Origin of the sequence: Parabacteroides johnsonii DSM 18315, from assembly GCF_025151045.1 — a bacterium.
Lineage (GTDB): Bacteria > Bacteroidota > Bacteroidia > Bacteroidales > Tannerellaceae > Parabacteroides > Parabacteroides johnsonii.
In genome coordinates, this window is sequence record NZ_CP102285.1 from 1,719,756 (window position 1) to 1,742,859 (window position 23,104).

Here is a 23,104-nt window from a genome sequence, read left to right on the forward strand (position 1 = left end):
CATTTAATTATCGTACTATTTCTACTTCGGACGGCGCATCGATCTGGCTCCGTACTTTCCCGTCGGCACCTTTTTCGTGACGGATGGTGATCACGCCATAAGGAGTCGGGAATGTTCCTTCCACCCAATCCAGATCTCCCAAATACGGTGTGATCCGGACAACGCGGCAGCCCGGTTCCACCACCTGGACACCCAATACATATTCGCTCAACCAAGAGGTAGGACCGGAAGCCCAGCCATGACAGAGACTATGGCGGAAACCTTTATAGCAATAAGCCCCGTAACCACCATGAATATCTTTCTTACCTGCCGGCACCAGCTCGTCGATACGGGAAGCACCGGGCAACCAGTCTAAATTGAAATCTTCCCAGAAAGTGGTTGCACCCAAATCAAGCATCGCTCCCCAAAATTGACGTATCACGTCGATCGCCCCTTGATAATTGCCGGCGGCTGCCATCGCACGAAGCATATAATAGCCATAAAAAGTAGAAAATCCATGCCCTCCATTAACTGCGAGATATTTCCGATCAGCCTCTTCCGGCTTCATCAGTCCGGCTAATGCCAACAAGGAAGCCGCCTGTTTCGATCCCGGCGCGTCCGGTGCGACACCGGATTTCAGGAAAGGTTTTATCACCTTCGAAGCGGCTTTGGTCATCCTGTTTCTTACAACGTCGCATTCAGCTGCCAGTGCATCTTCGCCCAACACCTTACAAAGTTCGCCGCCCGCTTTCATAGCCTGTAACATCAAGGCCTGCAAGCCGGCATCGATGGCTACCGGATTTTCACTGGACGGCCAATCGAGGAAACGGCCTCCTCCGTCGAGCTTCTCCACACCGTCTTCACCGACTTTAGAGATCAGAAGGCGAAGCAAACCGGTCAAATAATTCCTTTGCTCCTTCAAGTAAGCCAAATCACCCTGATAGTAATACCAGTCACGCTGGATCAGCACCCACCAGATGGAGTAACTGCACATCCCATTCATCCACCCAGGTAACGGTGTGATATCACGAATCAGGTCAAGGCTTTTCGGAACGACTTCATTATAACCGAAAACGGTATTTACGGCCATCACTTCCGGATGCAGGTCGCCCACCCAGACCAGGCGGTCGCGTTTGATCCCGTCCCAAAGGTATTCCTGCATATTCAGATGCACGGTGTAGGCTCCGGTCTGCCAGATATTGTTCAAACGTTCGTCGTTGCAGCGGAAAGATCCTTTATAGGGAATATCACGGAAAGTAGAGATGGCACGGACCTCTTTCAACTGCAATTCGACGGAATCATCCAAGAGGTCGATACGCACAAAACGGAAACCGGAATTACCGACTTCCATGACTCCCAACCAGGGCAGGCGAATGGTAAAATCGCGCATGGCATGATCGTTGGTAGCTCCGTTTGCTCCGTCGATATCGCACATCGCTTCACTGACAGACTCGCCAAAACGGATGCGGACGGTAATCGGCTCGTGCGAAGATGGCATTCCGGTTACTATCTGAAGACCGCCTTGTAGTTCTTTTCCGAAATCGAAGAGGATGGCCGGGTGTTGCCGGTCGGTACTTGTCAGGCGGCAGATCGAGCGGTTGGCAAGATCGGATTGTCCGTTTCCGGGAAGAAGCAAATGGTCTGCGCCTTGTATTAATTGGCTTTCCTGTTGCCATACGATACGCGTAGGAGGAAGATATTCACGAACACGGCTATCCCGTTGCTGGGCAAACAACGAGACGGAGGAGAAAAGGAATAGGAGAATAAATAATTGTTTCATGGTACATGGTATTTATATGGATGATGATTTATCGGACGTTATTTTCATTGGGCGGAGTAGAACCCCGCCCCTACGGGACACCATTTTTTTATTGCGCACCGATAAATCATCATATACAATCACAATCGATTACAATCCGAACGCCGGAACCAAATCATCCAACTGTTTGTCGGTCATGCCGGCGGGTTCGTATCCAGCCATGCGTGCACTGAAATAGATTTGGGCGGATTTGCTCAATGTGTCGATTGCGTCGAAGCATTCGATCAGGTCTTCACCGACTGCCAAAATTCCATGCTTTTCCCAGAATACGACATCATGTTTTTCCAATTGCTTGATGGTGGCACGTGCCAAATCCAACGTTCCGGGGATTTCATACGGAACGATACCGACACCTTTCGGGACAATGATACGGCATTCGGGAATCATGCTCCACAACGTGCGGGTGATGACCTCCGAATCCAGGAAGGGTTTGCAATGCGTCATGCCGATCAGATCGGTCGGGTGCGTATGCAGAACGACTTTATTGTCACGGCCCATTGCACGCAGATAATTATGCATCATCAGATGAGAAGGCAGTTCGGAGGTCGGCAAAATCAATTGCTCGGCTATGATATCATAACTTTTACCATCCCCGGCGATACGGATCAGGGAACCGTTGGCAAACGGGTTCTGTGCGACATAGCGCATCCGCTTTCCGGTACCGGTGACATAGAAAATATGCCCGGCGAGGGCGGTCATTGCTTCCTGCAACGGAATAGCCGGCCCCAGTGCGGGGAGCGCTTTTTCGACGTCGCTCATCAGGTCGGTCAGGTTTACGGAAATGTTACCGCCGTTACGTTCCGCCCATCCTTTTGTCCAGAGATAACCGGCCACTTCGGCGATACGGCCGATCTCGGCCATCAATTTTTCATTGTTTCTGATTGTTTCCATTTTACTTATTATATCTTTTTTTATGAGGGACACGCCCCCAACTTAAAACCGTCATCTTAAATCAAATTAGGCAGCAAAAGCGAGAATATCAGGAGACACATGCCGCATATCAGAACGATGATCGTCTGCCGGCTCACCCCTTTCCATTCTTTCAGGATAATGCCCCACACATTGCTGAAGATCACATTCAGCGACATCAGGATACTCCATGAAAAAGCCAACATCACCGGAGAATCGGCAAAATAGCTCTTTCCCATTCCCAGCCCGAAGAATTGCGAATACCACAAAACACCTGCCAACGCGCAAAATAAGACATTATTCAGCAAAGTACCGCCCGATACGGAAAAATAATCTTTCCCCGTCCCGTTCTTTACATTCTGGAAGAGACAATAAGAAGCGTTCGTGATAAAGCCTCCGATCGTCACTAACAGGATGACCGGGTTCAGTGCGAACAATTCGCTTGCACCGGACTGTTTCGCCTTCTCAAGAATCGGAGCACCGGACTCCAGGCCCAGATTGAAGCAGGCACTCATCACACCGGCCAAAAGAGCGACAAGCAAGCCTTTCGTCAACGCAAAATCCTTTACAGCCGCTTTCTTCTCTTCCTCAGTCATATTACGGGATCGAAGACTTCCGGCATATCCGATCACAGCGATACCGGCAAGCGTGATACATACACCGATCAGCAAGACCAGTCCATCGCCATGAAACAAATCCGTTCCGCCAAAAACTGCCGGGAAAAGCGTTCCGAAACCGGCACACGTTCCAAGCGCGATGCTCTGGCCGAGCGCCACCCCCAAATAACGCATGCTCAACCCGAAGGTCAGGCCGCCGATTCCCCACAGGACTCCGTAGATAACAGCTCCCGCAGCTCCGCCGGCACTCCACAGTTCCGAAAGGCTGCTACCGTCGGGAATGGCCAGTTGCGCCCCTAAGAACGGAAAGACGAGCCAGGCAAAAATGCCCTGCACCAGCCAGAAACTTTCCCAACTCCAATCCTTGACTTTATTGATCGGAACATAGGAACTACTCTGTCCGAAGCTGCCGATTGCAATTATAATTAATCCAATGATTATTTCCATATTATCGTTTGCTTGTCACTTCGGCTTCATATTTCTCTATCTCTGCAATATAATCCTCACCTACCGGCACATCGTTTTGCAGGCAGAACATATCCCAGACAGCCGTCCACGGAAGACTCTTCATTTCCTCCTGCAAAGCCAAACGCTGGAAAAACTTGCCTTCAGCTTCGTATTGTTGCAAGGTTGCAGAGGGTTCAAGAAGAGCTTGCATAAAGGCTTTTTGTGTCGCACGGCAACCGATCACGTACGCCCCGATACGGTTGATCGTCGCATCGAAATAGTCCAAACCGATATGCACCCGATCCAATGCCTTGCAACGGATGATTTCACGTGCCAAATCGAGCAAGTCGTCACTCAGGATCACCACATGGTCGCTGTCCCAACGAATCGGACGGCTCACGTGCAACATGATCTCCGGTGTAAAGAGAAGCAAGGCCGAAACCTTGTCGGCAATACTTTCCGTCAGATGGAAATGGCCTGTGTCGAGTGTCACGATCTTATTCTTCTTCGCACCGTAGCCTAAGTAGAAATCATAGGAACCGACCGTATAACTTTCCAGGCCGATACCGAACAGTTTTGCTTCGATACAGTCCTTCATATTTTTATACTCGGTTGCAAAAATCTCGTCCAATGACTGTTCCAATATCTGACGGTATTTGAGACGGCTGGCGGGGACTTCCTTGCTGCCGTCATGAATCCAAAGGTTCATGATACAGGGATCATCCTGATATTTACCCATCTCCTCGCTGATCCAGCGGCAGCGCTTCGTATGTTCGATCCAGAAATTACGGATCGCGTCGTCCGGATTCGCCAACGTCAGGTCGCCACTCTTCGGATGCGAGAAAGAAGTGCTGTTGAAATCCAGTTTCATCCCGTTTTCTTTCGCCCACTGCATCCAACTTTCAAAATGAGCAGGTTCCACTTCATCACGATCGACCTTCTTGCCTTGGAAGTCACCATATATTTCATGCAGGTTCAAGCGATGTTTACCAGCGATCAGCGAAGCCGCTTTCAGGACATCGGCACGAACTTCGTCGATCGTGCGGGCACGTCCCGGATAGTTGCCTGTCACCTGGATTCCGCCCGTCAGCGAACCACCCTGGTTCTCGAAGCCGCTCACGTCGTCCGCCTGCCAACAATGCATGGAGAGAGAAATTTTCTGCAATTTGTCCATTGCCTCTTTTACATCTACACCGACAGCTGCATAGCGTTCAACAGCTGCTTCATACGCTTGTCTGATAATGTTTTCTTTTGTCATGGTCTTATTTTTTTGAGGTTATAGATTGATATTTCTTAAAAGCCTCTTCCCACTCGCCGTTACCTTCCGGCAGAAAGACAGCCGGCGAGAGGAAAGAGTTGATCAAACGGCGCATCTCCCAGCGGTCGGCCACTAATCCTGCCGCCCTCGCCTGCACCATACAGTTGCCGATTGCCGTCGCCTCGGAAGGTCCTGCCACAACCGGCATATTGATTACATTTGCCGTAAATTGATTGAGAAGATTATTCATCGAACCACCCCCGATCACATGCAATCTACGGATCGGGAAAGGAGCTATTCCGGATAATAACGCCAGCACCTCCTTGTAGCGGAATGCCAGACTTTCAAAGATACAACGGATAAACTCGTCATCTTCCTTAGGCTCCGGCTGCCCCGTCTCGCGGCAATAGGCCCTGATCGCCTCCGTCATGCTGGGCGGATTGGCAAAACGCGGATCGTCGGGATTCACAAAACAGCGGAAAGGTGTCGCCCGCTCCGCCATCTTGACAATCGCAGGATAAGAATAATCGCGCCCGGCCTTCTCCCACTCTTTCCGGCACTGTTCGAGCAGCCACATTCCTGTGATATTTTTCAGGAAACGGGTCGTCCCGTCTATACCACCTTCGTTCGTAAAATTATGCAGGAAAGATTCTTCCGAGATAATCGGTTCCTCCGTTTCGATCCCCATAAGGCTCCACGTGCCGCTGCTAAGGTAGGCAAACTCCCGGTCCGAAGCCGGGACAGCCGCGACGGCCGAAGCCGTGTCGTGACCGGCGACCGCTATGACCGGTACTTTGCCGATCCCCGTTTCCCGGGCAAGCGCGTCGGTCAACTCCCCTACCACTGTTCCCGGCATCACTACCGGGCGCATGATAGAGGGGGCTACACCGGCCGCTTCCAACAAGGACGCCTCGAACTCCTTCGTCGCCGGATTCAGCAGTCCCGAAGTGGAAGCATCCGTATATTCGCAAACCTTTTTGCCCGTCAACAGGTAGGAAAGCAAATCGGGCATAAAGAGGATCTCCTCGGCAGCCTTCAACGGTCCGAAGTCTTCCTGCCCGGCCCGGAACAACTGGAAAACACTATTAAAATTCATGATCTGTATGCCGGTAAGCCGGTAGACTTCCGACCGGGGAATCCGCTGGAAATATTCTTCCGGCGCCCCTTCCGTATAAGGATCGCGATACGCACGCGGCAGTCCCAACAGCGTACCGTCTTTCGACAGATATCCGAAATCGACACCCCAGGTATCGATCCCGATAGAGTCCGGCACCACGTTCCGGCGTGCACAAATCGTAAGGCTTTCTTTCAAGGCATCATACAACTGATAGATGTTCCAGTAATATTTTCCATGCAACTCCATGATCGCATTCGGGAAGCGGTGGAGCTCCTGCATTTCAAATTTGTCACCAACCAAAGTCCCTAATACGGCACGTCCGCTGGTCGCTCCTATGTCAAAGGCTAAAAAGTTATATTTCTTCATGGTACAACAAAGTTGTTTGTTTTATGATTGCAAAAGTAAACGGTAAATTACTATCTTTGCTTTTGAAAATGATTTTAAACCTTTCAAATCTGACAGAGGAGATGGAGAAACAACTAAGCGATCAATTAAGATACCTGACGATAAGCGCGATAGACGAAGAGTGGGGAATTGTCGTCACGACTGTAGGCTACCAGTTTATTCCCCCGAAAGGGAACTATCCTCTTTCGAAGCATCCGGACAATTATAACTTCAAGCCGCAGACCGGACGAATCCTGAACGAATATCAACTGGTCTATATCACGAAGGGAAGCGGTTACTTCTCCTCACAATCCTGCAAGATGCAAAAGATAAACGCAGGCACGATGATCTTGCTTTTTCCGGGAGAATGGCACAGCTACTACCCTGACAGCGAGACAGGCTGGGACGAATACTGGGTAGGCTTTCGCGGCATTCACATCGACCGACGCGTGGAGAAACGCTTTTTTACCCGCGAGGAGCCGTTACAGCACATCGGACTCAGCGCGACGATCGTCGGACTGTATGAAGATATCCTGAAATTCGCCTCCGAGGAAAAAACGGGTTACCAGGAGATGATTTCGAGTATCGTTCTCCACATATTAGGTACCGTCTATTACAAAAGAAGAAACAACTCCTTTACGAATACCTATGTAGTGGATAAGATCAACGAAGCGCGCATCCTGATGAAAGAGCAAGTGGAAAACCCGTTGACGCCTGAAGAAATAGCCTCCCGCCTGGGGCTCGGTTACTCCTGGTTCCGCCGTATGTTCAAAGAATATACAGGCGTATCGCCCGCCCAGTACCAACTGCAACAAAAACTCCTGAAGGCAAAGGAACTGCTTACCAGCAGCAGTATGAATATCTCGGAAATAGCCTACAGCCTCAAATTCGAGAATGCCGGGCAGTTTTCCACCTTTTTCAAGAAGAAAGAGGGAGTGACACCGTCGGAGTTCCGCGAAAGGGCGCATTGAGGGAGAATTAAAGAATTAAAGAGTTAAAGGGCTAAGGGGGGAATTGGAAGGTGATTTTCTTGTTCATCATATAGTTGACTGCGCCATAGATGAAGAGTCCTAAGAATTGGGCGAGGTATTCGTTCAGGTCGAAGATTTCCACCATGATCAGCAAAGCGAGGAATTGGGAACAATAAGCGCACCCGAAAGCGATCAGGAAAAGGGGAATCTCGCGGCGGAACTTACCGGTACGGGAAGAGAATATCCAATATTTGCTCCAGAAGAAGTTATTGATCTGCGCAATCACATAGGCGGTGATATTAGTAGCGATATAGTTGCAATCGAGCTTGTCCATCATCAGCCAGACAATCAAGACTGTAATCAACGCATTCAGCGTGCCGATCAGTATAAACCGCATCACGCGCACCATATTTTTCGATTGTGAGACCAAGCCTGCTTCTTGCTATTTTGTTCTTTGATATTTGAAATTCCGGGACAAATATACAGGATAATATGCAAATAGCCATACAATAAGTCACAAAGTATGGCGATCAACCCGTATCTTTGCCGACATGAAATATTTATTGTTTTACATAATCAGCCTGTTATCCCTCACTGCCTGTATCCGCGAAGATTTGCCTGCGGGTAGTTTTGCTCTGGAAAAAGGCGACCTGCTCCCCGAATTCAGCATCTCTAATCCGGATGGCACGGTCTCGAATAAGGATTTAGAAAATAAGTTCGCACTAATTATTTTCTTCAGCACGACCTGTTCCGACTGCCGGGAGGCTTTCCCGGATATTTCCACTTTATATAATACGTATAAAGATAACCCGTCCGTCCGCATACTCCTGATCGCCCGCAACGAAACCGAAGAGCAGGTAACGGCCTACTTCCGGGAACATCAGTACGATATGGAGTTTTTCGCCGATCCGGACCGGAACGTCTACTCCCTCTTTGCCGACAGCACCATCCCCCGCGTATTCCTTGCCGACAAAAGCGGTACGATCATCCTGACACAAACGGAAAAGGTGGATGCGGAGGAAATTATGAAAATTACCACTTAGAATACCGCAACAATCCGTTTGACACTTTCTAACTTTTTCAGGAAAGATTTGTCCCGCTTAGTTGTTTGCATATCATAATCGGCTTGCAATCCTATCAATATATGAGCCGGCAATCCCAAGGCTGCCTCACAAAGCAAAGCAAACTTTGTATTTACGGAGCGTTTGCCGTTTACAATGTCATTGAGTACCGTATATGAGACACCCATGTCAGCGGCAAGTTGCCGTTGAGATATGCCTCGACATTCTATTTCGTCTTTAAGCAATTCCCCCGGATGTGTCGGTTCAAACGGTTCCAAATTATTAGCTATCATATCCCGTTTCACGCCTTTTACTTCTATCATGGATCTGTTCATTTATAATGGTTGGACAATTCCAATATGTTGCAAATGGTGATCCTCGGCTCACCTTTCTCCACCACAGCAAACTCCACTCGATATTGGTCATTCACTCGTATGGAAGAAATACCAGCCTTATCACCCTCTAAAACTTCATAACGCAAAAGGGTATAAGGAAGAGTTCTTCAATTTTCTTGACTTGTTTCAAGTAATCAACACATCGTTTGTAACGACTCACGATGCTTGGCTGGAAACGATGTTTTTTGTCATCCTTACCCTGTTCATACAGCACTTTCAAATATTCTTTATCGAATGTTACTATCATTTTGCTTTACTTATCAACAAAGATAGTTTTTTTCCTCTAAACATCAACAAAATTGAGGATATTTTTATTGATATCAACTCCATTACAGCAAACAAAGAGCGCAGTCCCCTTTCGTGACCTGCGCTCTCCTTGCCTATTCGTATGATGCTTCCCTTACAATTCACCGGGGCGGTCATCTTCACCCCCGCCACTGCCGTTTCCGGAGTCAACAGGGACAAAAGCGAACCGTTCGAACTTGGCATCCTGTTTTGCCTTACGGAGCAACGAACCCGGGCTGAACACGATACGCGGAGTCTTGATCATCTCCGGATCGAAATCTTCGTCCGTCGTACTTCCAATCGAACCGACACCGTAGCGGAAGTTCCCGAACTCACCGAACTGCACGCGCCGGCCGGCAGACAGATGCTTGCGGATCAGATAATTCATACGGTCGATCACCCCTTTCACCTGGTTGGTCGGAATACCCGCCTCGACGATCTCGTCCAAAAGGGATTCGAAACTGACCAGTTCCATATAGACCGGCTGTGCATACACTTTCTCAGGAACCGCTTCCTGATCTTTACCCAAATTCTTCTTCTTTACCAAACGATACTTTACTGACATAACTGTTTCTGTTTTTTAATTGTGAATAACTTTTGAAATGCTTTGTTCTCGAAAACATGACAAAGATACTCCCACTAAAAACAGCCCAGTCGCCATCTGTCGGCGTGTGTCGGCATTTGTGGGGATGTGTGGGCGGATGTAGGCAAACCGAAACAAAATATGCAACTTAATTGTGTGTGATTACTCCGTCAATGTTTTGTCTCACCTTCTTTACTCTTTGTAAGTAATGGTAAGCCAAGTTCTGCGAGAAATTTATTATGTCTTTCGGAGGCATCAGCTATTTTACCTTCCAGCTCGATCAACTTCTTATTGACTTGCAACAAATCAATTTTCACATCCTCTTTGGCAATGCTAACATAGCGTGAAATATTCAGATTATAACCGTTTCTTTCGATTTCGTCCATCGAGACAGGACGAGAGTAACGTTCTTCTTCTTTCCGCTGCTTATAGGTGTCTATGATTTTGTCAATGTCTTTAGTCCGTAGTTTATTCTGCTTCTTGCCTTTCTCGAAATTTTCTTTGTCGCTGGCGTTGATAAAGAGTACGTCGTCGGACTTCTTACATTTCTTGAGTACCAAGATACATACAGGAATACCTGTTGAAAAGAAAAGATTTGCAGGCAATCCGATTACTGCGTCTATATTGCCGTCTTTGAGCAATTTTGTGCGAATACGTTCTTCTGCTCCCCCTCTGAAAAGCACACCGTGAGGCAAAATAATCGCCATCGTGCCGTCTTGTTTCAAAAAATGGAAACCATGAAGTAAGAAAGCGAAATCTGCGGCTGATTTGGGAGCAAGCCCATAGTTCTTAAAGCGGAAATCTTTCCCCATCTCTTCCGTAGGTTCCCAGCGGTAGCTGAATGGAGGGTTTGCAACAATAGCATCGAACTCTACTTTTTTGGCCGGGTTCATTTCATTCAGCATATCCCAATCATTCAAAAGTGAGTCACCGTGATGGATTTCGAACTCCGAATCTTTGACTCCGTGCAGGAGCATATTCATACGAGCTAAGTTGTAGGTCGTGATGTTCTTCTCTTGTCCGTATATCTTACCAATACTTCCCCCATTGGCTTTCATCCTGTGGCGCACATTGAGCAACAAAGAACCAGAACCACAAGCAAAGTCCAAGACGTTTTCAAGTTTTTTCTTCGGTCCGGACTTAGGGTCGTGGGTATCCAATGTGACGATACCCGACAGAATGCTCGACAATTGTTGTGGCGTATAGAACTCGCCAGCCTTTTGTCCTGAACCTGCGGCAAACTCACCGATCAGGTATTCATAAGCATCCCCTAATATATCCGTATCGGTAGAAAACTGAGCGATTCCTTCGGCAATCTTTGTTATCACTTTACAAAGTAGTGCGTTACGTTCGTCATAATTCTTACCTAACTTGTCCGAGTTCAAATTTATTTCGGAGAAAAGTCCTTGAAACGCCCTGTCGAAAGATTCGTTTTCGATATATTTAAACCCTTTCTCAAGTGTTTTCAGAAGATCATCATTTTGCGTCCGTGCAAGTTCGTAAATATTAGTCCATAGATAGTCCGGTTCAATCACATAATGCACTTTACGGCGCATCTGTTTTTCAAAATCCAATACATCTGCCGGGTTCTCTCCGTACCATAATTGCAACGGTGTCGAAACACCATGCTCTTTCAATTCTTCCGGTGCTTTATCTGGATAATCCCTTCCGAGTTCTTTTCTTGCAGCCTCTATATAGTTATCTGAAATATAACGCAGGAATAGGAAAGACAGCATATAATCGCGAAAATCATCTGCCATCATTGAACCACGAAGGTCATCTGCTATTCTCCACAGGGTTTTACCCAGTTCGTGCTGTTCTTTTATTGTCATATTTTTATCTGTTTTCTTGTTCTGTTTCTATTAATATCTCAGGCAGGTAAAATTCATACTTTCTCAAAAAGGCATCAAGGATTCGGACAAATAGTTGTTTCGTATCTCTTCCCATGAATACAGGTTCGTATATCGAATATTTACCATGACTAAGTAAATCCAAAGCTCGTCCAAATAACACTTCATCTTCTATACCATGAATACATTTCGAAAAATGGCTATAACCGAAAAACACCGCTGTTTTTTCAACAACACTGCGCAACATATTAAAATGATACGTGTTTATCTGCACATCGTCTATCGTCTGCCCCTCTTTAGGTAAGAGCCGTTTTAATTCGCATAGAGTTGCAACATGATGAAAGAACGGTGTCTCGTCGGTCGCCCTCAATGTATAGCCGTTTGCCCCGTTTTTGTGAAAGAAATAACTTTTACGTCCATTCCTTTTTAAATCGTTATACATCACATTAAAGAATAAATGGTGATGAGAGGAAATAACGATTTTTCTTTTTCCGGAATCCTTTTTCAGCAGATTGCCCAAATCATTGGCAATTGCGATAACGTTATTATCATCAAGCGAAGACACAGGATCATCGATATAAATATATTTAACCCATGAATATGCCTCGGCTCCATCAATGACCAGTTCGCAAATGGCAAGGAACACACACCATATAAATATGTTTTCTTCACCACGAGAAATCTTTATTTTATCTTCTTCCCCTTTAGAAAAAGAGATATGCCACTCTTCATAATCGATCTTGAAATCGAACTCTGCATATCGTTGCAAATAACCGAATATCTTCTCTTCTAATGCTAATTCTTTAAACCCGTTAAAGAAGTTTGAATCTGCATTGATCTTGAGAACCCTCTCCGTATCATTTTCAAGGTCGTTGTCCCAATAGAAAAGATCTTCGGTAAAAGCATTGAAGTATAGTGTATCTCTGGTATTAGCTTCCGTATCTCTACCTCTGTTCTTAAATTCCATAGAAAGACGAGTTTTTCCCGTCCCATTATAGGCATATACTAAAACATAGTTGAAATCGTTTAAATCAGAACGAAATCTGACGGCAACATCCGACAATGTGTTGTATTTGAATATTTTTGCTTCGTTACTCATTGTAATTTAGGAAATAGTTGTTGCATTAATCCTTTTTTATGGGCTTTTAGTTGGTCGAGTTTTGCGATCTCGGTGGATATGAGTTCGTCTACTGATGATAGGCAATTCGTAACCATCCTAAATTCTTTGTCATTACGTGTTGTCCATATCTTAAAATCTTCAATTTGCTTTAAGCTAATATGGGGAATACCACTACTTGTATTTATTCGATCAATATATTTTTTAAATCGATCTGATCCTATTTGTTGATAAATAAACATGATGAAATCAATATTATCAGCTCTTAGTCTTGCCACACGTTGAACTAATAATGAACCTTCATCTTGCTTATTAATCAATGCAAAATTACGTCCAACTTTTGAACCGTCCATTGCTATAACAAGATCATTACATAATAATCTGTATTTAGATAATGTATGATCTTCTCCGCTGTAAAATCGATCTATATCATTATTATGACGCACTACACCTTCTGTAATATTTATCCCTCTCATTAATGGAATACCGTCGTTATCTTCTAAAATTTCAGTCCCTTTAAACGCATAACCTGTAAGTATATCAATATTACATTTTTTTATTGGCAAAAGCATCCATTCTCCTGCATTCTGGAATTCGGGGAAACGAATAGCCGGAATTGTTTTGCCTTCGGCAGGAAATAGTTGCTGCATCAATCCCTTTTTATACTCCTTCAATGTTTCTATCTTATCTGCTACTGCGCTTATCAAATCATCCAAACTACTCAAACAGTCAGCTATCCTTTGCTGTTCTTCAATTTCTGGCAATGGCACATGAAGGTTTTTAATTTCAGCAGATGCAATGCCCTTAATAGAGGTACCTTGTGTTTCTTGAACCTTTTGTTTCATTATGATTGAAAGCAAATAAGACAGAAAAATATAGTTGCAGTTTATATTACACAGATTAGTAAAATCTTGGCTGGTACATATATCTACTCTGCTAAAAGCTACTTTTCCTACACCTACACGGGATACGATGTGAATACTTGGAGCTTTACAAAGTTTGGTCGCAGAGTTTTTAATCGCATCTTTTGTTATATGTCTTGTAGGAGTTATTTCAGATATGTTATTTTCGTTAATGTCTGATGAGGATATCCAAGGAATGTCACCATTCCAATATACGTCATTAGATGATGTTGGAGTTCCTCCACCTATAATTTCACATATTTCCAATAATGGTGTTCTCTTCCACCCTTCACCATCCCGAAACTCCGGAAACCGCAAAGCAGGCACAACCGTTTTTGTATCCTTATCTTTTGTCATAACATCAATCTTCATAAGCAGACAATCCTGAAATTTCACGGCCAGCAGCCAAACGTTTCAATAATGGAATGAGATCATCCATCAGGGCTAATTCGGCCTTGATACGCGCTTTCCATCCTAATTCCAACGGAGCTAACAAATCACTCAGTTTTTCACCATCGAAGATCATTCGTTCCATTATCTGTTCAACAAATTCGCGCAACGAATCTGCTGTGATACCGTGTTTGTCGGCAATGGATGCCAATTGTTTAGCATATTTCTCCGCCTTAAATGTTTCGTACCCCTCTTTTATCTCTTGTTCCGTCTTACCGTTCACTTCGTCGAGACTATCGATATATTCCCGAATATCGTCTCGTTCATCAATCAGGTTGGCGCTCGATGCCACAAGACTGATCAACTGCTCTTTGGTTACTCGTTGTTTGCTGTTTCTGCTATTTGTGTAGCGGGCGATCAATCCCATTATATAATCGTAGTCGATGACAGCTGAAGCAAAAAGCACAAATTCAAAATCAAGGTCTTCAACCTGTTGGCTGACCTCTTGACCTTTACCTTTCTCCCGCAGTTTGCGTAATTGCTGTGCTGTTTCAAGATAAGCCCCACGGAACGAGCGCAAAGCCTCTTCCGAAAACAGTTCTTCTATTTTCGCTCTCTCCTGCTCGTCAATATCCGTATATTGTTCCAACTGAGTCTTGTATCGTTGTACCTCTTTGAAACAATTGATAAAGCCGGCACGGGCTTCATCGCCTTGCAGATTATAAACATCCTCTGCCCGGCATTCCAATTCCTGCGATTGCATATATTCACTCAACTTCCGAACGGCATCCTGAAACTTCTCGATCACTTTCGGAGCGGAATCCACAAGCCATATCTCTTTCGGATTATCGGTCTTTTCCCCGGAGAATAATGCGATCGCTTCATCGACGGCATCTTGCTGACCTCTGAAATCCAGAATATTACCGTACGGCTTAGTATCGTTCAGAATACGATTGGTACGTGAGAACGCCTGTATCAAACCGTGATACTTCAAATTCTTATCCACATACAAAGTATTGAGATACTTGGAGTCAAAGCCTGTCAGCAACATATCCACGACAATCGTTATATCGATCTTATTCTTATGTGGATAGTCTTTATTGCTATATTGTTGATCTTTGATGCGTTTCTGCACATCCTGATAGTAGGCATCAAACTCTGCAATCGTATGGTTGGTCTTATACTGCCGGTTATAGTCGTCAATAATCGTCTTCAACGCCTTTTTCTTTTCTTCAGGCTCTTCACGGTTATCATCCTGCTCTTGCGGCAGATCTTCCTGTATTTGCTGAATATCTTTATTTCCTTCGGCAGGAGGCGAGAATACACAAGCGATGTTAAGCGGTTCGTAATTTTCATCCTGTTGCTTTAGGCTTTCTTGTGCGCTGCGGAACAGTTCGTAATACTCGATAGCTTCATTGATAGAAGCTGTGGCAAGTATGGCATTAAACCTACGGGAATGGGTGGCAGCATCATGTTTCGATAATATCGCATCTACCACCGCTTGCTTCTTGAGCGTACCATCTGCCCGGCGGTCACCTGTCTCTTTGGGCTTAAAGTAATCGACATGGAAACGTAAGACGTTTTTGTCCTCGATAGCATGTGTTATGGTATAGGCGTGCAGCCGGCTTGGGAAAATATCTTCCGTGATCTTGTACGAGGCTTGCTCTCCGCTTATTTTTGTATAGGTTGCATTCTGTTCAAATATAGGTGTTCCGGTGAAGCCGAAGAGTTGGGCGTTCGGAAAGAACTCTTTGATTGCCTTGTGATTGTATCCGAACTGGGAACGGTGACATTCATCGAAAATAAATACAATACGTTTATCCTTTAGATGGATTAAACGGTCCTTATAGTTGTTTTTATTGGACGAATCGAGAGCGACACTCAATTTTTGAATGGTAGTTACAATCACTTTGTCGGCATAGTCGTCCGACAACATGCGTCTAACAAGAGTCCCTGTATTGGTATTCTCTTCTACGCAATTTTCCTGAAATTTATTAAACTCCTCACGGGTTTGTCTATCCAAATCTTTACGATCTACCACAAACAAGCATTTATCAATGTCGGGATTATCTTTTAGCAGAGTAGATGCTTTGAATGATGTAAGCGTCTTGCCACTTCCTGTCGTGTGCCAAATATAACCGTTACCTCTGTTTTGATGAATACAATCTATGATTGCTTTTACCGCATATATCTGATAGGGACGCATTATGAGCAACTTTTGTTCACTGACAACCAAAACCATATAGCGGTTAATCATCTCCCCCAATGTACATTTCGACAAAAATGCCGTAGAAAACGCATCAAGGTGTGTTATTTTTCTGTTTGACTCTGTCGCATATTGATAGACTGGCAAAAACTGCTCATCTGTATTGAAACTGAAATATTGATCGTTATTATTGGTGAAATAGTAAGTATTTGCCTGATTGCTTACGATAAAAAGTTGCATAAAACAGAGTAATGTGTTCGTGTAACCGTTACCCGTATCACTTTTATAATCAACAATTTGTTGCATTGCCCGGCGAGGACTTACATCCGAAGCCTTCAACTCTACCTGAACTACAGGAATGCCATTGATCAATAAAATCACGTCATACCGATGATAGCTGTTATTGGTATTTATACGCAACTGATTTATCACCTCATAATCATTCTTACACCAATCTTTGATATTGACCAGCATATATTGTAACGGCGTCCCGTCTTCACGCATAAACGTATTGATTCCTCGCAGCCTTTTAGAAGAAGCAAAAACATCAGCGTCAATGATCTCTTCAAGTAGACGACTAAATTCAGAATCGGTCAAATGAACTCTGTTCAATGTTTCGAACTTTGTTCTAAAATTCCTCTCTAATGAATTCCTATCACGGATATCGTCACGATAGGTATATTTTAAATCTATTAATTTATTAATAAAATGATCTTCTATTTGTTTTTCCTTAGATATCATACTTATCCACTCTTTAGCGATCTATTGAATCCTTTATTTCAATACCTAACATATTTGCAATCTCGAAAAGTCGCACCTATTCTCGATATTTTTTATTTGGGCATAAAGATATGAAATATCCCCTTTATTTAAGCCTAATTTTTTCATTTCATATCATGGCACACCGATTTTGTAGGGTGGATTATGCGAAATTATATCTCCTTTTGATATTTCCAGCTTATCCCCCATCTCCTCCCCTTATTGTATCATTCTCCCAAATACCCGTTGGTCCAAATCGAAATTCCCTTGCGTCTATTTCGATTTTATACCCCATATTTTTCAAATTTCCCGCAGGGGTAATATTTTTTAACAAACATCATTTTCAGCAAACACCTAATAATCAATCCAGTATAAAACAAGTTCATTTCCAGAGGGATATTGTATTATTTAACATATACAAACATATCAATTCTATCTCCTCTCCATCCGCCGGAAGAAAGACGTAGATAAAATCAATAAACTTTGATTTACAAACCTTTTATAATCATAAAAAATCAAGTTATATTTGCGACATAGAACCAGGAAGTCGAATCTTTAATGGAAATTCCGGAGTTCGACTTTTTGGTTTGCGCTACGACTAAATCCATCAATTCATTCTCCCCCTTTTTCATATACCGGGAAAGTTAACCAGCGGTTTTTAACAACATTCAAAAAAACACTATTAAAATGGCAAGACCAAGAAGAAAAGGGCTCGGCTATTTTCCGTTAGACACGCATTTCATGTCCGACAGGAAAATACAGCGCCTTGCACAACGATACGGATGCAACGGCATCTGCATTTATATAGCCGTCCTGTGTGAAGCGTACGGCGAGAACGGCTATTATGCCTGCTACGATGGCGATTTTTGCTTCGACATCGGTTTCACGACCGGGCAGGACGAGAAGTTAGTGAAGGAAATCATCGAATTTTGCGTGCAAATACGCCTCTTCGACAGCGAATTGATGGAATACCGGCAGATACTCTCGTCCGTCGGCATCCAGCAGCGTTTCGAAGAGATCAGCCGCCGGACGGCAATGCAAATCGATGCGGAACTCAACCTGCTGGCACCCAAAATGCCGCAAACGCCGCCCGTTATCGTCACCGAAACCGGCGGACAGACGGCTCCCGTCGGAGTTATTGCTACGGAAACGGGGGTTTCTGCTACGGAAACGACCGTTTGTGCAGCAAAAATCCCGGAAAATAGAAATGGAAATACAAATAAAAACACAACCACTCAAAAAACAGGATTTTATGGATATCAATCATCAAACGATCATGGGGAAGCAGCCCGAAGGGCAGAAATCCTCCTCATGGCTCAAGAGGCAACAAGAGGTCGCTGACATGCGAGGGCGCTACGGCTCGGCCGAACAATTTCTGAAGCTCTTCACGCCGGACCTGCAGATCGCCACCGCGCGCAACGAGGTGCGGGCCTATCTCGGCTCGGCCCCTTCGCTGGCAGTACTGGCGGAGGGTTACGGCTGGCAGACCGTCATCGTATGGCTCTGCATCATGATCGAGAATCTGAATAACTTCACCGGAGTCAGAGAAAAGATGCCGGTCGCACGGCAGAGGGACTTGGCTACGTTGATACTGGCCGAATATCCCAGTCTGAAAGCATCGGAGATACTGCTGTTTTTCCACCGCCTCAAATGCGGGCGTTACGGGCGTTTCTACGGGATGGTGGACGCGCTGTTCATCACTTCCTCGCTCCTGCAATTCAGCGAGCAGAGACGCACGGACATCATCCGATATAAAGAAGAGCAATCGCGTGCCGAAAAATCGGCTTTACCGCCTCCCGACACGGGAAACTACATCACACGTGAAGAATATCTCGAACAAAAACGACTCAAAGAAAACAAAAATGGATAAAGATCGCATTTACGGCCATGCCGAACTGGCCTTACTGTATTTCAAGAACATACAGCCGAAATCGGCATCCACGCAACTGGCCCGATGGATCAGACGTGACGAAGAACTGTGGGAAGAACTCCTGCTCGCGGGCTACCGCAAGGGGCAGAAGGTCTTCACACCGCTGCAAGTAACCATCCTCGTCGACCATCTGGGCGACCCGGAGACTTGGACTATTAAATAACAACGGCTGCCGGCAGATTTTCCCGTAGGTCCGGCTGCCGGGTTCTTTTTTCCTTTCAGAACAAGGCAATGCGGTTTATGACGACAAATACCGACACTCCCCGACAGAAGCCGATTCCTCATCCCGCCCTTCCTCTACCTTCGCTTTCGGAAGTTGAAAATTGGAAATTAAAAATTGAAAAATTATGAGAAAGATTGATCTGATCGTTTTGCATTGTTCCGCCACGAGGGAGACACAGGAATACACGCCCGAACAGTTGGAACGCGACCACAAAGCACGCGGGTTCGTCCGCGCCGGTTACAATTACTACATCCGCCGCAGTGGTGAGATCGTGCCCATGCGCCCCATCGAGCAGGTGCCGGCACACGTGAGGGGACACAACCGTAGCAGCATCGGGATTTGTTACGAGGGCGGGCTGGACGCCGCAGGCGGTTTCCGTGATACCCGTACGGAGGGGCAGAAAGAATCGATCCTGATCTTGTTGAAGCTCCTGATCATCCGCTTTCCCGGCAGCCGGATATGCGGCCACCGGGATTTAGGGGCCCGGAAAGCCTGCCCTTGTTTTAATGCGGAGGAAGAATATGCGGGACTGTAAGAAAATGCACCATCCGTTCACCTGCCAACTGACTGTGGCTGTCGCGCTGGCGCTGGCAGGGATCGCGTTGCTGTTCATGGGATTCTGGTGCACGCCGGCAGGCGAGATACATAATTCCGTACTGGTCGGATTCGGCGAGATATCCACTTTTTCCGGTGCGCTGTTCGGAGTCGACTATACTTATAAATACAGATACAGGAAACAGGATGAAAAAGAATAAAGGATGCCGCTTTACGATCGGATGCCTGCTCATAGGGCAGATAGTGTTCCTGCCGGCTTGCTCGGTACGGAAACAACGGGAAAAATCGGTGTGGCGGCAGGAAGAAACGTACCGCCTGCAAACGGACAGCCTCTTTTCGGGAGGCAAGCGCAGGAGGGAGAGCGAGAGCATCCGCCAGTGGGAAATGATCTGCCTTTCTCCCCCCGACAGCACTGGCAGGCAACACGTATCGGCTGTCGTCCGGAGCCGGGACACCCGGAGCAGCCGTTCCTTCTCGGAGGACAGCCTGCGGCGAAACGTCACCGGAACCGTCCGGCAAAAGGAGAACAACCGTTCGCGAGACAAGGCAGAAAAACAGCAGACCCCGACCGCCTTATGGAAATGGGCGGCCGGGGTCATTGCCGTCGTCGGGGGAATCGCGGGACTCCGCAGGATCGGCAGGCATTAGCGTTCGGCAACAGGGACGTACTTCTGTTCTTCGAGGACGTTCTTGTAGGCCGGGCGGATGATGCGTTTGCCGTCGAAGTTCAACTCTTCGATTCGGTGGGCGGTCCATCCGACGATACGTGCCATCGCGAACAGAGGCGTATAGATTTCCTGCGGCAATCCGATCATTTCATACACGAAGCCGGAATAGAAATCGACGTTCGAGGAAACGCGTTTCTTCGTCCCTTTATGCTTGGCGAAACATTCGATGGCACGTGATTCGAGCAATTCGAGGAAGGCAAACTCTTCTTCACGCCCTTTTTCTTTTGCCAGGTCGCGTGCCAGCTCTTTCAAGACGACGGCACGGGGATCGGAAATCGTATAGACGGCGTGTCCGATACCGTAGATCAGGCCGGTCTTGTTATAGGCTTCCTTGTTCAGCATCCGCATGAAATAGGTGTCTATCTCGTCCACATTCTTCCAGTCGGCGATATTCTCTTTCAGATGATGGAACATATCGACAACCTGTATATTGGCTCCCCCGTGCAACGGGCCTTTCAGCGAACCGATACCGGCGGCAATGGAAGAATAGGTATCCGTGCGGGTCGAGCTGGTCACGCGGACGGTGAACGTCGAGTTGTTACCTCCGCCATGTTCGGCCTGCAGGACAAGCAGCAAGTCGAGCGTACGGGCTTCCAGATCGGTGAAATCTTTTTTCAGCATATGAAGGAAGTTCTCGGCGATCGAAAGGTTTTCATGCGGGTGGCGGATATGCAGCGAACGGCCTTGCTGGCTATGCCGGTAAATGTTGTAAGCATAGGCGATGATGGTCGGGAAACGCGAGATCAGCTCGATCGACTGGCGCATCAGGTTGTCGCGCGAGGTATCGTCGGGGTTCGGGTCGAACGTGTACATTTCGAGGACGCTACGGGCCAGGATGTTCATGATGTTCTGTCCCTCCAGGTCCAGGATGTTCATCTTCGTCTTCTGTTCGAGCGGCATATTGTCGCAGATCAGCTCCTTGAAGCCTGCCAGTTCTTCCTTGTCGGGCAATTTGCCGGACAGAAGCAGGTAGGCGACTTCTTCGAAGCCGAAACGTTTTTCCTTGATCAGCCCGTGTGCGATGTCTTCCACATCGTATCCGCGGTAAAACAGTTTTCCGGGGATCGCTTTCAGTCCGCCTTCAGGCAGACGCTCGTAACCCACCACATTACCGACCTTCGTCAGTCCTACCAGCACACCTGTACCGTCTTCATTACGAAGCCCGCGCTTCACATTATACATCGGGAACAGTTCGTTGTCGATCTTGCATGCTTCTTTGGATGCATCGGACAATTTATAAATGATATATTCTTTTTTCATGACAGTAAATTTTAATTTATTCAACTCCTATGCCGTTACAAGACCGACATGATATATTCTCCAAACTCCTTAGTGCCGAGAGGCTGTCCGTTCGGCATGAAGCGGGCCAGGTCACGGGTGGCCTTCCCTTCGGAGAAAGCGTGTTCGAGTGCGGCGGTTATCAGCCGGCCGGCCTCATTCCATCCCATATATTCGAGCATCATGACGGAAGAGAGCAAAAGCGAGCAGGGATTCACGACGTTTTTACCGGCGATGTTAGGTGCCGTCCCATGTGTCGCTTCGAAGATCGCATAGCCGCTGTCGTAGTTGATGTTGGCTCCCGGTGCGATACCGATACCGCCAACCATAGCTGCCAACTGGTCGGAGACATAATCGCCGTTCAGGTTCAGCGTTGCGATCACCGAATATTCTTCCGGCACGAGGAGGGTGTTCTGGAGAAAAGCGTCGGCAATCACATCTTTGACGACGACTTTTCCGGCTGCTTCGGCATCCAGCAGGGCGGCAGCGGCGGCCTCCTCTCCTTTTTCCTTTTTGATCTTCTCATACTGAGGCCATGTAAAGGTCTTGTCGGGGAATTCGCGTTCCGCAAGCGCATATCCCCATAGTTTGAATCCGCCTTCCGTAAACTTCATGATGTTTCCCTTATGCACCAACGTGACGCTGGGCAGGCGGTTGGCCAGAGCAAATTCGATGGCGGCGCGTACGAGACGTTCCGTACCTTCGACCGAAACAGGTTTCACGCCGAAAGAGGAGGTTTCGGGAAAACGCACCTTCGTCACCCCCATCTCTTCCGTCAGGAATTTGAGGAATTTGCGGGCTTCTGGCGTCCCTTGCTGCCATTCGATGCCGGCATAGATATCTTCGGTATTCTCGCGGAAGATATACATATCGACTTTTTCCGGTTCTTTGACAGGTGTCACGACTCCGCGGAACCAACGTACCGGACGGAGGCAGACATAAAGGTCGAGGGTTTGCCTGAGGGCGACGTTCAGCGAACGGATACCGCCGCCGATAGGGGTTGTCAACGGGCCTTTGATCCCGATCATATATTCTCGGAAAGCCTCCATCGTCTCGTCGGGTAGCCAACTGCCGGTCTGCTTGAAAGCTTTCTCGCCTGCCAACACTTCTTTCCATTCGATCGCCCGTCGGCCGCCATACGCCCTGCCGACCGCTTCGTTGACGATGCGCTGGCAGACCGGCGTGATCTCCGCACCTACTCCATCTCCCTCTATAAACGGAATCACCACTTTATCGGGAACAAGGAGGTTTCCGTTTTCTTTTGTAATCTTGTTCATAATACTGATTATTTATTTTTATGGATGATGATTTATGGGTATGAATTGATAATGGCGACTCGTA

22 protein-coding genes and 1 pseudogene are annotated in these 23,104 nt (G+C 46.6%); 8 read left to right on the top strand and 15 right to left on the bottom strand.

The annotated features are described in order from the left end of the window. Positions 1–7: 7 nt before the first annotated feature. The 5 genes from NQ564_RS07140 to NQ564_RS07160 all read right to left on the bottom strand — a co-directional run bounded on the left by NQ564_RS07140 (position 8) and on the right by NQ564_RS07160 (position 6,512). Positions 8–1,759: an alpha-L-rhamnosidase-related protein gene (locus tag NQ564_RS07140; protein ID WP_129649951.1), complete on the bottom strand. Its 1,752-nt coding sequence runs from the start codon at positions 1,757–1,759 to the stop codon at positions 8–10. Between the two features lie 129 nt (positions 1,760–1,888). After that, the gene (gene rhaD, locus NQ564_RS07145) at positions 1,889–2,689 is read right to left on the bottom strand and encodes a rhamnulose-1-phosphate aldolase (protein ID WP_008157533.1); all 801 of its coding nucleotides are present in this window, start codon (positions 2,687–2,689) and stop codon (positions 1,889–1,891) included. Between the two features lie 56 nt (positions 2,690–2,745). Continuing rightward, the gene (gene rhaT / locus NQ564_RS07150) at positions 2,746–3,771 is read right to left on the bottom strand and encodes an L-rhamnose/proton symporter RhaT (RefSeq protein WP_008149389.1); all 1,026 of its coding nucleotides are present in this window, start codon (positions 3,769–3,771) and stop codon (positions 2,746–2,748) included. Position 3,772: 1 nt separating this feature from the next. Continuing rightward, the gene (locus NQ564_RS07155) at positions 3,773–5,029 is read right to left on the bottom strand and encodes an L-rhamnose isomerase (RefSeq protein ID WP_008149387.1); all 1,257 of its coding nucleotides are present in this window, start codon (positions 5,027–5,029) and stop codon (positions 3,773–3,775) included. Between the two features lie 4 nt (positions 5,030–5,033). Continuing rightward, complete coding sequence (locus tag NQ564_RS07160) at positions 5,034–6,512, bottom strand: rhamnulokinase (protein WP_129649953.1); 1,479 nt, start codon at positions 6,510–6,512, stop codon at positions 5,034–5,036. 101 nt (positions 6,513–6,613) lie between these two features. Here NQ564_RS07160 and NQ564_RS07165 point away from each other — a divergent pair, with 101 nt between their 5' ends. Continuing rightward, on the top strand, positions 6,614–7,501 hold the full coding sequence (locus tag NQ564_RS07165) for an AraC family transcriptional regulator (RefSeq protein ID WP_129650383.1): 888 nt from the start codon (positions 6,614–6,616) through the stop codon (positions 7,499–7,501). A 31-nt stretch (positions 7,502–7,532) separates the two neighbouring features. Here NQ564_RS07165 and NQ564_RS07170 read toward each other — a convergent pair whose 3' ends face one another. Continuing rightward, positions 7,533–7,898, bottom strand: coding sequence for a GtrA family protein (locus NQ564_RS07170; protein WP_050771044.1), 366 nt, complete (start codon positions 7,896–7,898; stop codon positions 7,533–7,535). A 154-nt stretch (positions 7,899–8,052) separates the two neighbouring features. On the opposite strand from NQ564_RS07170, the gene NQ564_RS07175 reads away from it, so the two are divergent. Then, entirely contained in the window at positions 8,053–8,544 is a 492-nt protein-coding gene (locus tag NQ564_RS07175; protein ID WP_008149375.1) for a TlpA family protein disulfide reductase, read from the top strand. On the opposite strand, the gene NQ564_RS07180 is transcribed toward NQ564_RS07175, so the two are convergent. The 7 genes and pseudogenes from NQ564_RS07180 to NQ564_RS07210 all read right to left on the bottom strand — a co-directional run bounded on the left by NQ564_RS07180 (position 8,541) and on the right by NQ564_RS07210 (position 17,031). After that, positions 8,541–8,885 (bottom strand): HigA family addiction module antitoxin, encoded by a 345-nt coding sequence (locus NQ564_RS07180; protein WP_008149372.1) that lies wholly within the window; start codon positions 8,883–8,885, stop codon positions 8,541–8,543. The genes NQ564_RS07175 and NQ564_RS07180 overlap by 4 nt on opposite strands. 8 nt (positions 8,886–8,893) lie before the next feature. Further along, positions 8,894–9,204: pseudogene (locus tag NQ564_RS07185) on the bottom strand (type II toxin-antitoxin system RelE/ParE family toxin). Between the two features lie 153 nt (positions 9,205–9,357). Next, complete coding sequence (locus NQ564_RS07190; RefSeq protein ID WP_008149358.1) at positions 9,358–9,807, bottom strand: HU family DNA-binding protein; 450 nt, start codon at positions 9,805–9,807, stop codon at positions 9,358–9,360. Between the two features lie 188 nt (positions 9,808–9,995). Next, positions 9,996–11,657, bottom strand: coding sequence for a type I restriction-modification system subunit M (locus tag NQ564_RS07195; protein WP_008157519.1), 1,662 nt, complete (start codon positions 11,655–11,657; stop codon positions 9,996–9,998). A gap of 4 nt (positions 11,658–11,661) precedes the next feature. Then, the gene (locus NQ564_RS07200; RefSeq protein WP_129649955.1) at positions 11,662–12,774 is read right to left on the bottom strand and encodes an AAA family ATPase; all 1,113 of its coding nucleotides are present in this window, start codon (positions 12,772–12,774) and stop codon (positions 11,662–11,664) included. Next, positions 12,771–14,051: a restriction endonuclease subunit S gene (locus tag NQ564_RS07205; protein ID WP_129649957.1), complete on the bottom strand. Its 1,281-nt coding sequence runs from the start codon at positions 14,049–14,051 to the stop codon at positions 12,771–12,773. Before NQ564_RS07205 ends, NQ564_RS07200 begins: the two co-directional genes overlap by 4 nt. Before the next feature lie 4 nt (positions 14,052–14,055). Next, positions 14,056–17,031 carry a type I restriction endonuclease subunit R gene (locus NQ564_RS07210; protein ID WP_008149350.1) on the bottom strand — a complete coding sequence of 992 codons (2,976 nt, stop codon included), beginning with the start codon at positions 17,029–17,031 and terminating at the stop codon, positions 14,056–14,058. 705 nt (positions 17,032–17,736) lie between these two features. On the opposite strand from NQ564_RS07210, the gene NQ564_RS07215 reads away from it, so the two are divergent. The 6 genes from NQ564_RS07215 (at position 17,737) to NQ564_RS07240 (ending at position 20,405) form a co-directional block, all read left to right on the top strand. After that, a complete protein-coding gene (locus NQ564_RS07215; RefSeq protein ID WP_008149346.1) occupies positions 17,737–18,390 on the top strand; it encodes a DUF4373 domain-containing protein in 654 nt (217 codons plus the stop codon). Positions 18,391–18,472: 82 nt separating this feature from the next. Beyond that, positions 18,473–18,919: a DUF6633 family protein gene (locus NQ564_RS07220; protein WP_227963238.1), complete on the top strand. Its 447-nt coding sequence runs from the start codon at positions 18,473–18,475 to the stop codon at positions 18,917–18,919. Further along, complete coding sequence (locus NQ564_RS07225) at positions 18,912–19,142, top strand: DUF4248 domain-containing protein (RefSeq protein ID WP_008149341.1); 231 nt, start codon at positions 18,912–18,914, stop codon at positions 19,140–19,142. The genes NQ564_RS07220 and NQ564_RS07225 overlap by 8 nt, the downstream gene beginning before the upstream one ends. A 184-nt stretch (positions 19,143–19,326) precedes the next feature. Next, on the top strand, positions 19,327–19,737 hold the full coding sequence (locus NQ564_RS07230; protein ID WP_008157507.1) for an N-acetylmuramoyl-L-alanine amidase: 411 nt from the start codon (positions 19,327–19,329) through the stop codon (positions 19,735–19,737). After that, entirely contained in the window at positions 19,724–19,957 is a 234-nt protein-coding gene (locus NQ564_RS07235; protein WP_227963239.1) for a hypothetical protein, read from the top strand. Before NQ564_RS07230 ends, NQ564_RS07235 begins: the two co-directional genes overlap by 14 nt. Then, positions 19,944–20,405: a hypothetical protein gene (locus tag NQ564_RS07240; RefSeq protein ID WP_008149333.1), complete on the top strand. Its 462-nt coding sequence runs from the start codon at positions 19,944–19,946 to the stop codon at positions 20,403–20,405. The genes NQ564_RS07235 and NQ564_RS07240 overlap by 14 nt, the downstream gene beginning before the upstream one ends. Here the strand turns inward: NQ564_RS07240 and NQ564_RS07245 are convergent. Both NQ564_RS07245 and icd read right to left on the bottom strand, forming a co-directional pair. Then, the gene (locus NQ564_RS07245; protein WP_008149331.1) at positions 20,402–21,745 is read right to left on the bottom strand and encodes a citrate/2-methylcitrate synthase; all 1,344 of its coding nucleotides are present in this window, start codon (positions 21,743–21,745) and stop codon (positions 20,402–20,404) included. The genes NQ564_RS07240 and NQ564_RS07245 overlap by 4 nt on opposite strands. 35 nt (positions 21,746–21,780) lie before the next feature. Further along, positions 21,781–23,040 (bottom strand): NADP-dependent isocitrate dehydrogenase, encoded by a 1,260-nt coding sequence (gene icd / locus NQ564_RS07250; RefSeq protein WP_129649959.1) that lies wholly within the window; start codon positions 23,038–23,040, stop codon positions 21,781–21,783. Positions 23,041–23,104 lie beyond the last annotated feature (64 nt).

Excerpts from the sequence above, each read along its gene's own strand:
- NQ564_RS07140 (WP_129649951.1), bottom strand. The coding sequence starts at position 1,759 with ATGAAACAATTATTTATTCTCCTATTCCTTTTCTCCTCCGTCTCGTTG.
- rhaD (WP_008157533.1), bottom strand. The coding sequence starts at position 2,689 with ATGGAAACAATCAGAAACAATGAAAAATTGATGGCCGAGATCGGCCGT.
- rhaT (WP_008149389.1), bottom strand. The coding sequence starts at position 3,771 with ATGGAAATAATCATTGGATTAATTATAATTGCAATCGGCAGCTTCGGA.
- NQ564_RS07155 (WP_008149387.1), bottom strand. The coding sequence starts at position 5,029 with ATGACAAAAGAAAACATTATCAGACAAGCGTATGAAGCAGCTGTTGAA.
- NQ564_RS07160 (WP_129649953.1), bottom strand. The coding sequence starts at position 6,512 with ATGAAGAAATATAACTTTTTAGCCTTTGACATAGGAGCGACCAGCGGA.
- NQ564_RS07165 (WP_129650383.1), top strand. The coding sequence starts at position 6,614 with ATGGAGAAACAACTAAGCGATCAATTAAGATACCTGACGATAAGCGCG.
- NQ564_RS07170 (WP_050771044.1), bottom strand. The coding sequence starts at position 7,898 with ATGCGGTTTATACTGATCGGCACGCTGAATGCGTTGATTACAGTCTTG.
- NQ564_RS07175 (WP_008149375.1), top strand. The coding sequence starts at position 8,053 with ATGAAATATTTATTGTTTTACATAATCAGCCTGTTATCCCTCACTGCC.
- NQ564_RS07180 (WP_008149372.1), bottom strand. The coding sequence starts at position 8,885 with ATGATAGAAGTAAAAGGCGTGAAACGGGATATGATAGCTAATAATTTG.
- NQ564_RS07190 (WP_008149358.1), bottom strand. The coding sequence starts at position 9,807 with ATGTCAGTAAAGTATCGTTTGGTAAAGAAGAAGAATTTGGGTAAAGAT.
- NQ564_RS07195 (WP_008157519.1), bottom strand. The coding sequence starts at position 11,657 with ATGACAATAAAAGAACAGCACGAACTGGGTAAAACCCTGTGGAGAATA.
- NQ564_RS07200 (WP_129649955.1), bottom strand. The coding sequence starts at position 12,774 with ATGAGTAACGAAGCAAAAATATTCAAATACAACACATTGTCGGATGTT.
- NQ564_RS07205 (WP_129649957.1), bottom strand. The coding sequence starts at position 14,051 with ATGACAAAAGATAAGGATACAAAAACGGTTGTGCCTGCTTTGCGGTTT.
- NQ564_RS07210 (WP_008149350.1), bottom strand. The coding sequence starts at position 17,031 with ATGATATCTAAGGAAAAACAAATAGAAGATCATTTTATTAATAAATTA.
- NQ564_RS07215 (WP_008149346.1), top strand. The coding sequence starts at position 17,737 with ATGGCAAGACCAAGAAGAAAAGGGCTCGGCTATTTTCCGTTAGACACG.
- NQ564_RS07225 (WP_008149341.1), top strand. The coding sequence starts at position 18,912 with ATGGATAAAGATCGCATTTACGGCCATGCCGAACTGGCCTTACTGTAT.
- NQ564_RS07230 (WP_008157507.1), top strand. The coding sequence starts at position 19,327 with ATGAGAAAGATTGATCTGATCGTTTTGCATTGTTCCGCCACGAGGGAG.
- NQ564_RS07235 (WP_227963239.1), top strand. The coding sequence starts at position 19,724 with ATGCGGGACTGTAAGAAAATGCACCATCCGTTCACCTGCCAACTGACT.
- NQ564_RS07240 (WP_008149333.1), top strand. The coding sequence starts at position 19,944 with ATGAAAAAGAATAAAGGATGCCGCTTTACGATCGGATGCCTGCTCATA.
- NQ564_RS07245 (WP_008149331.1), bottom strand. The coding sequence starts at position 21,745 with ATGAAAAAAGAATATATCATTTATAAATTGTCCGATGCATCCAAAGAA.
- icd (WP_129649959.1), bottom strand. The coding sequence starts at position 23,040 with ATGAACAAGATTACAAAAGAAAACGGAAACCTCCTTGTTCCCGATAAA.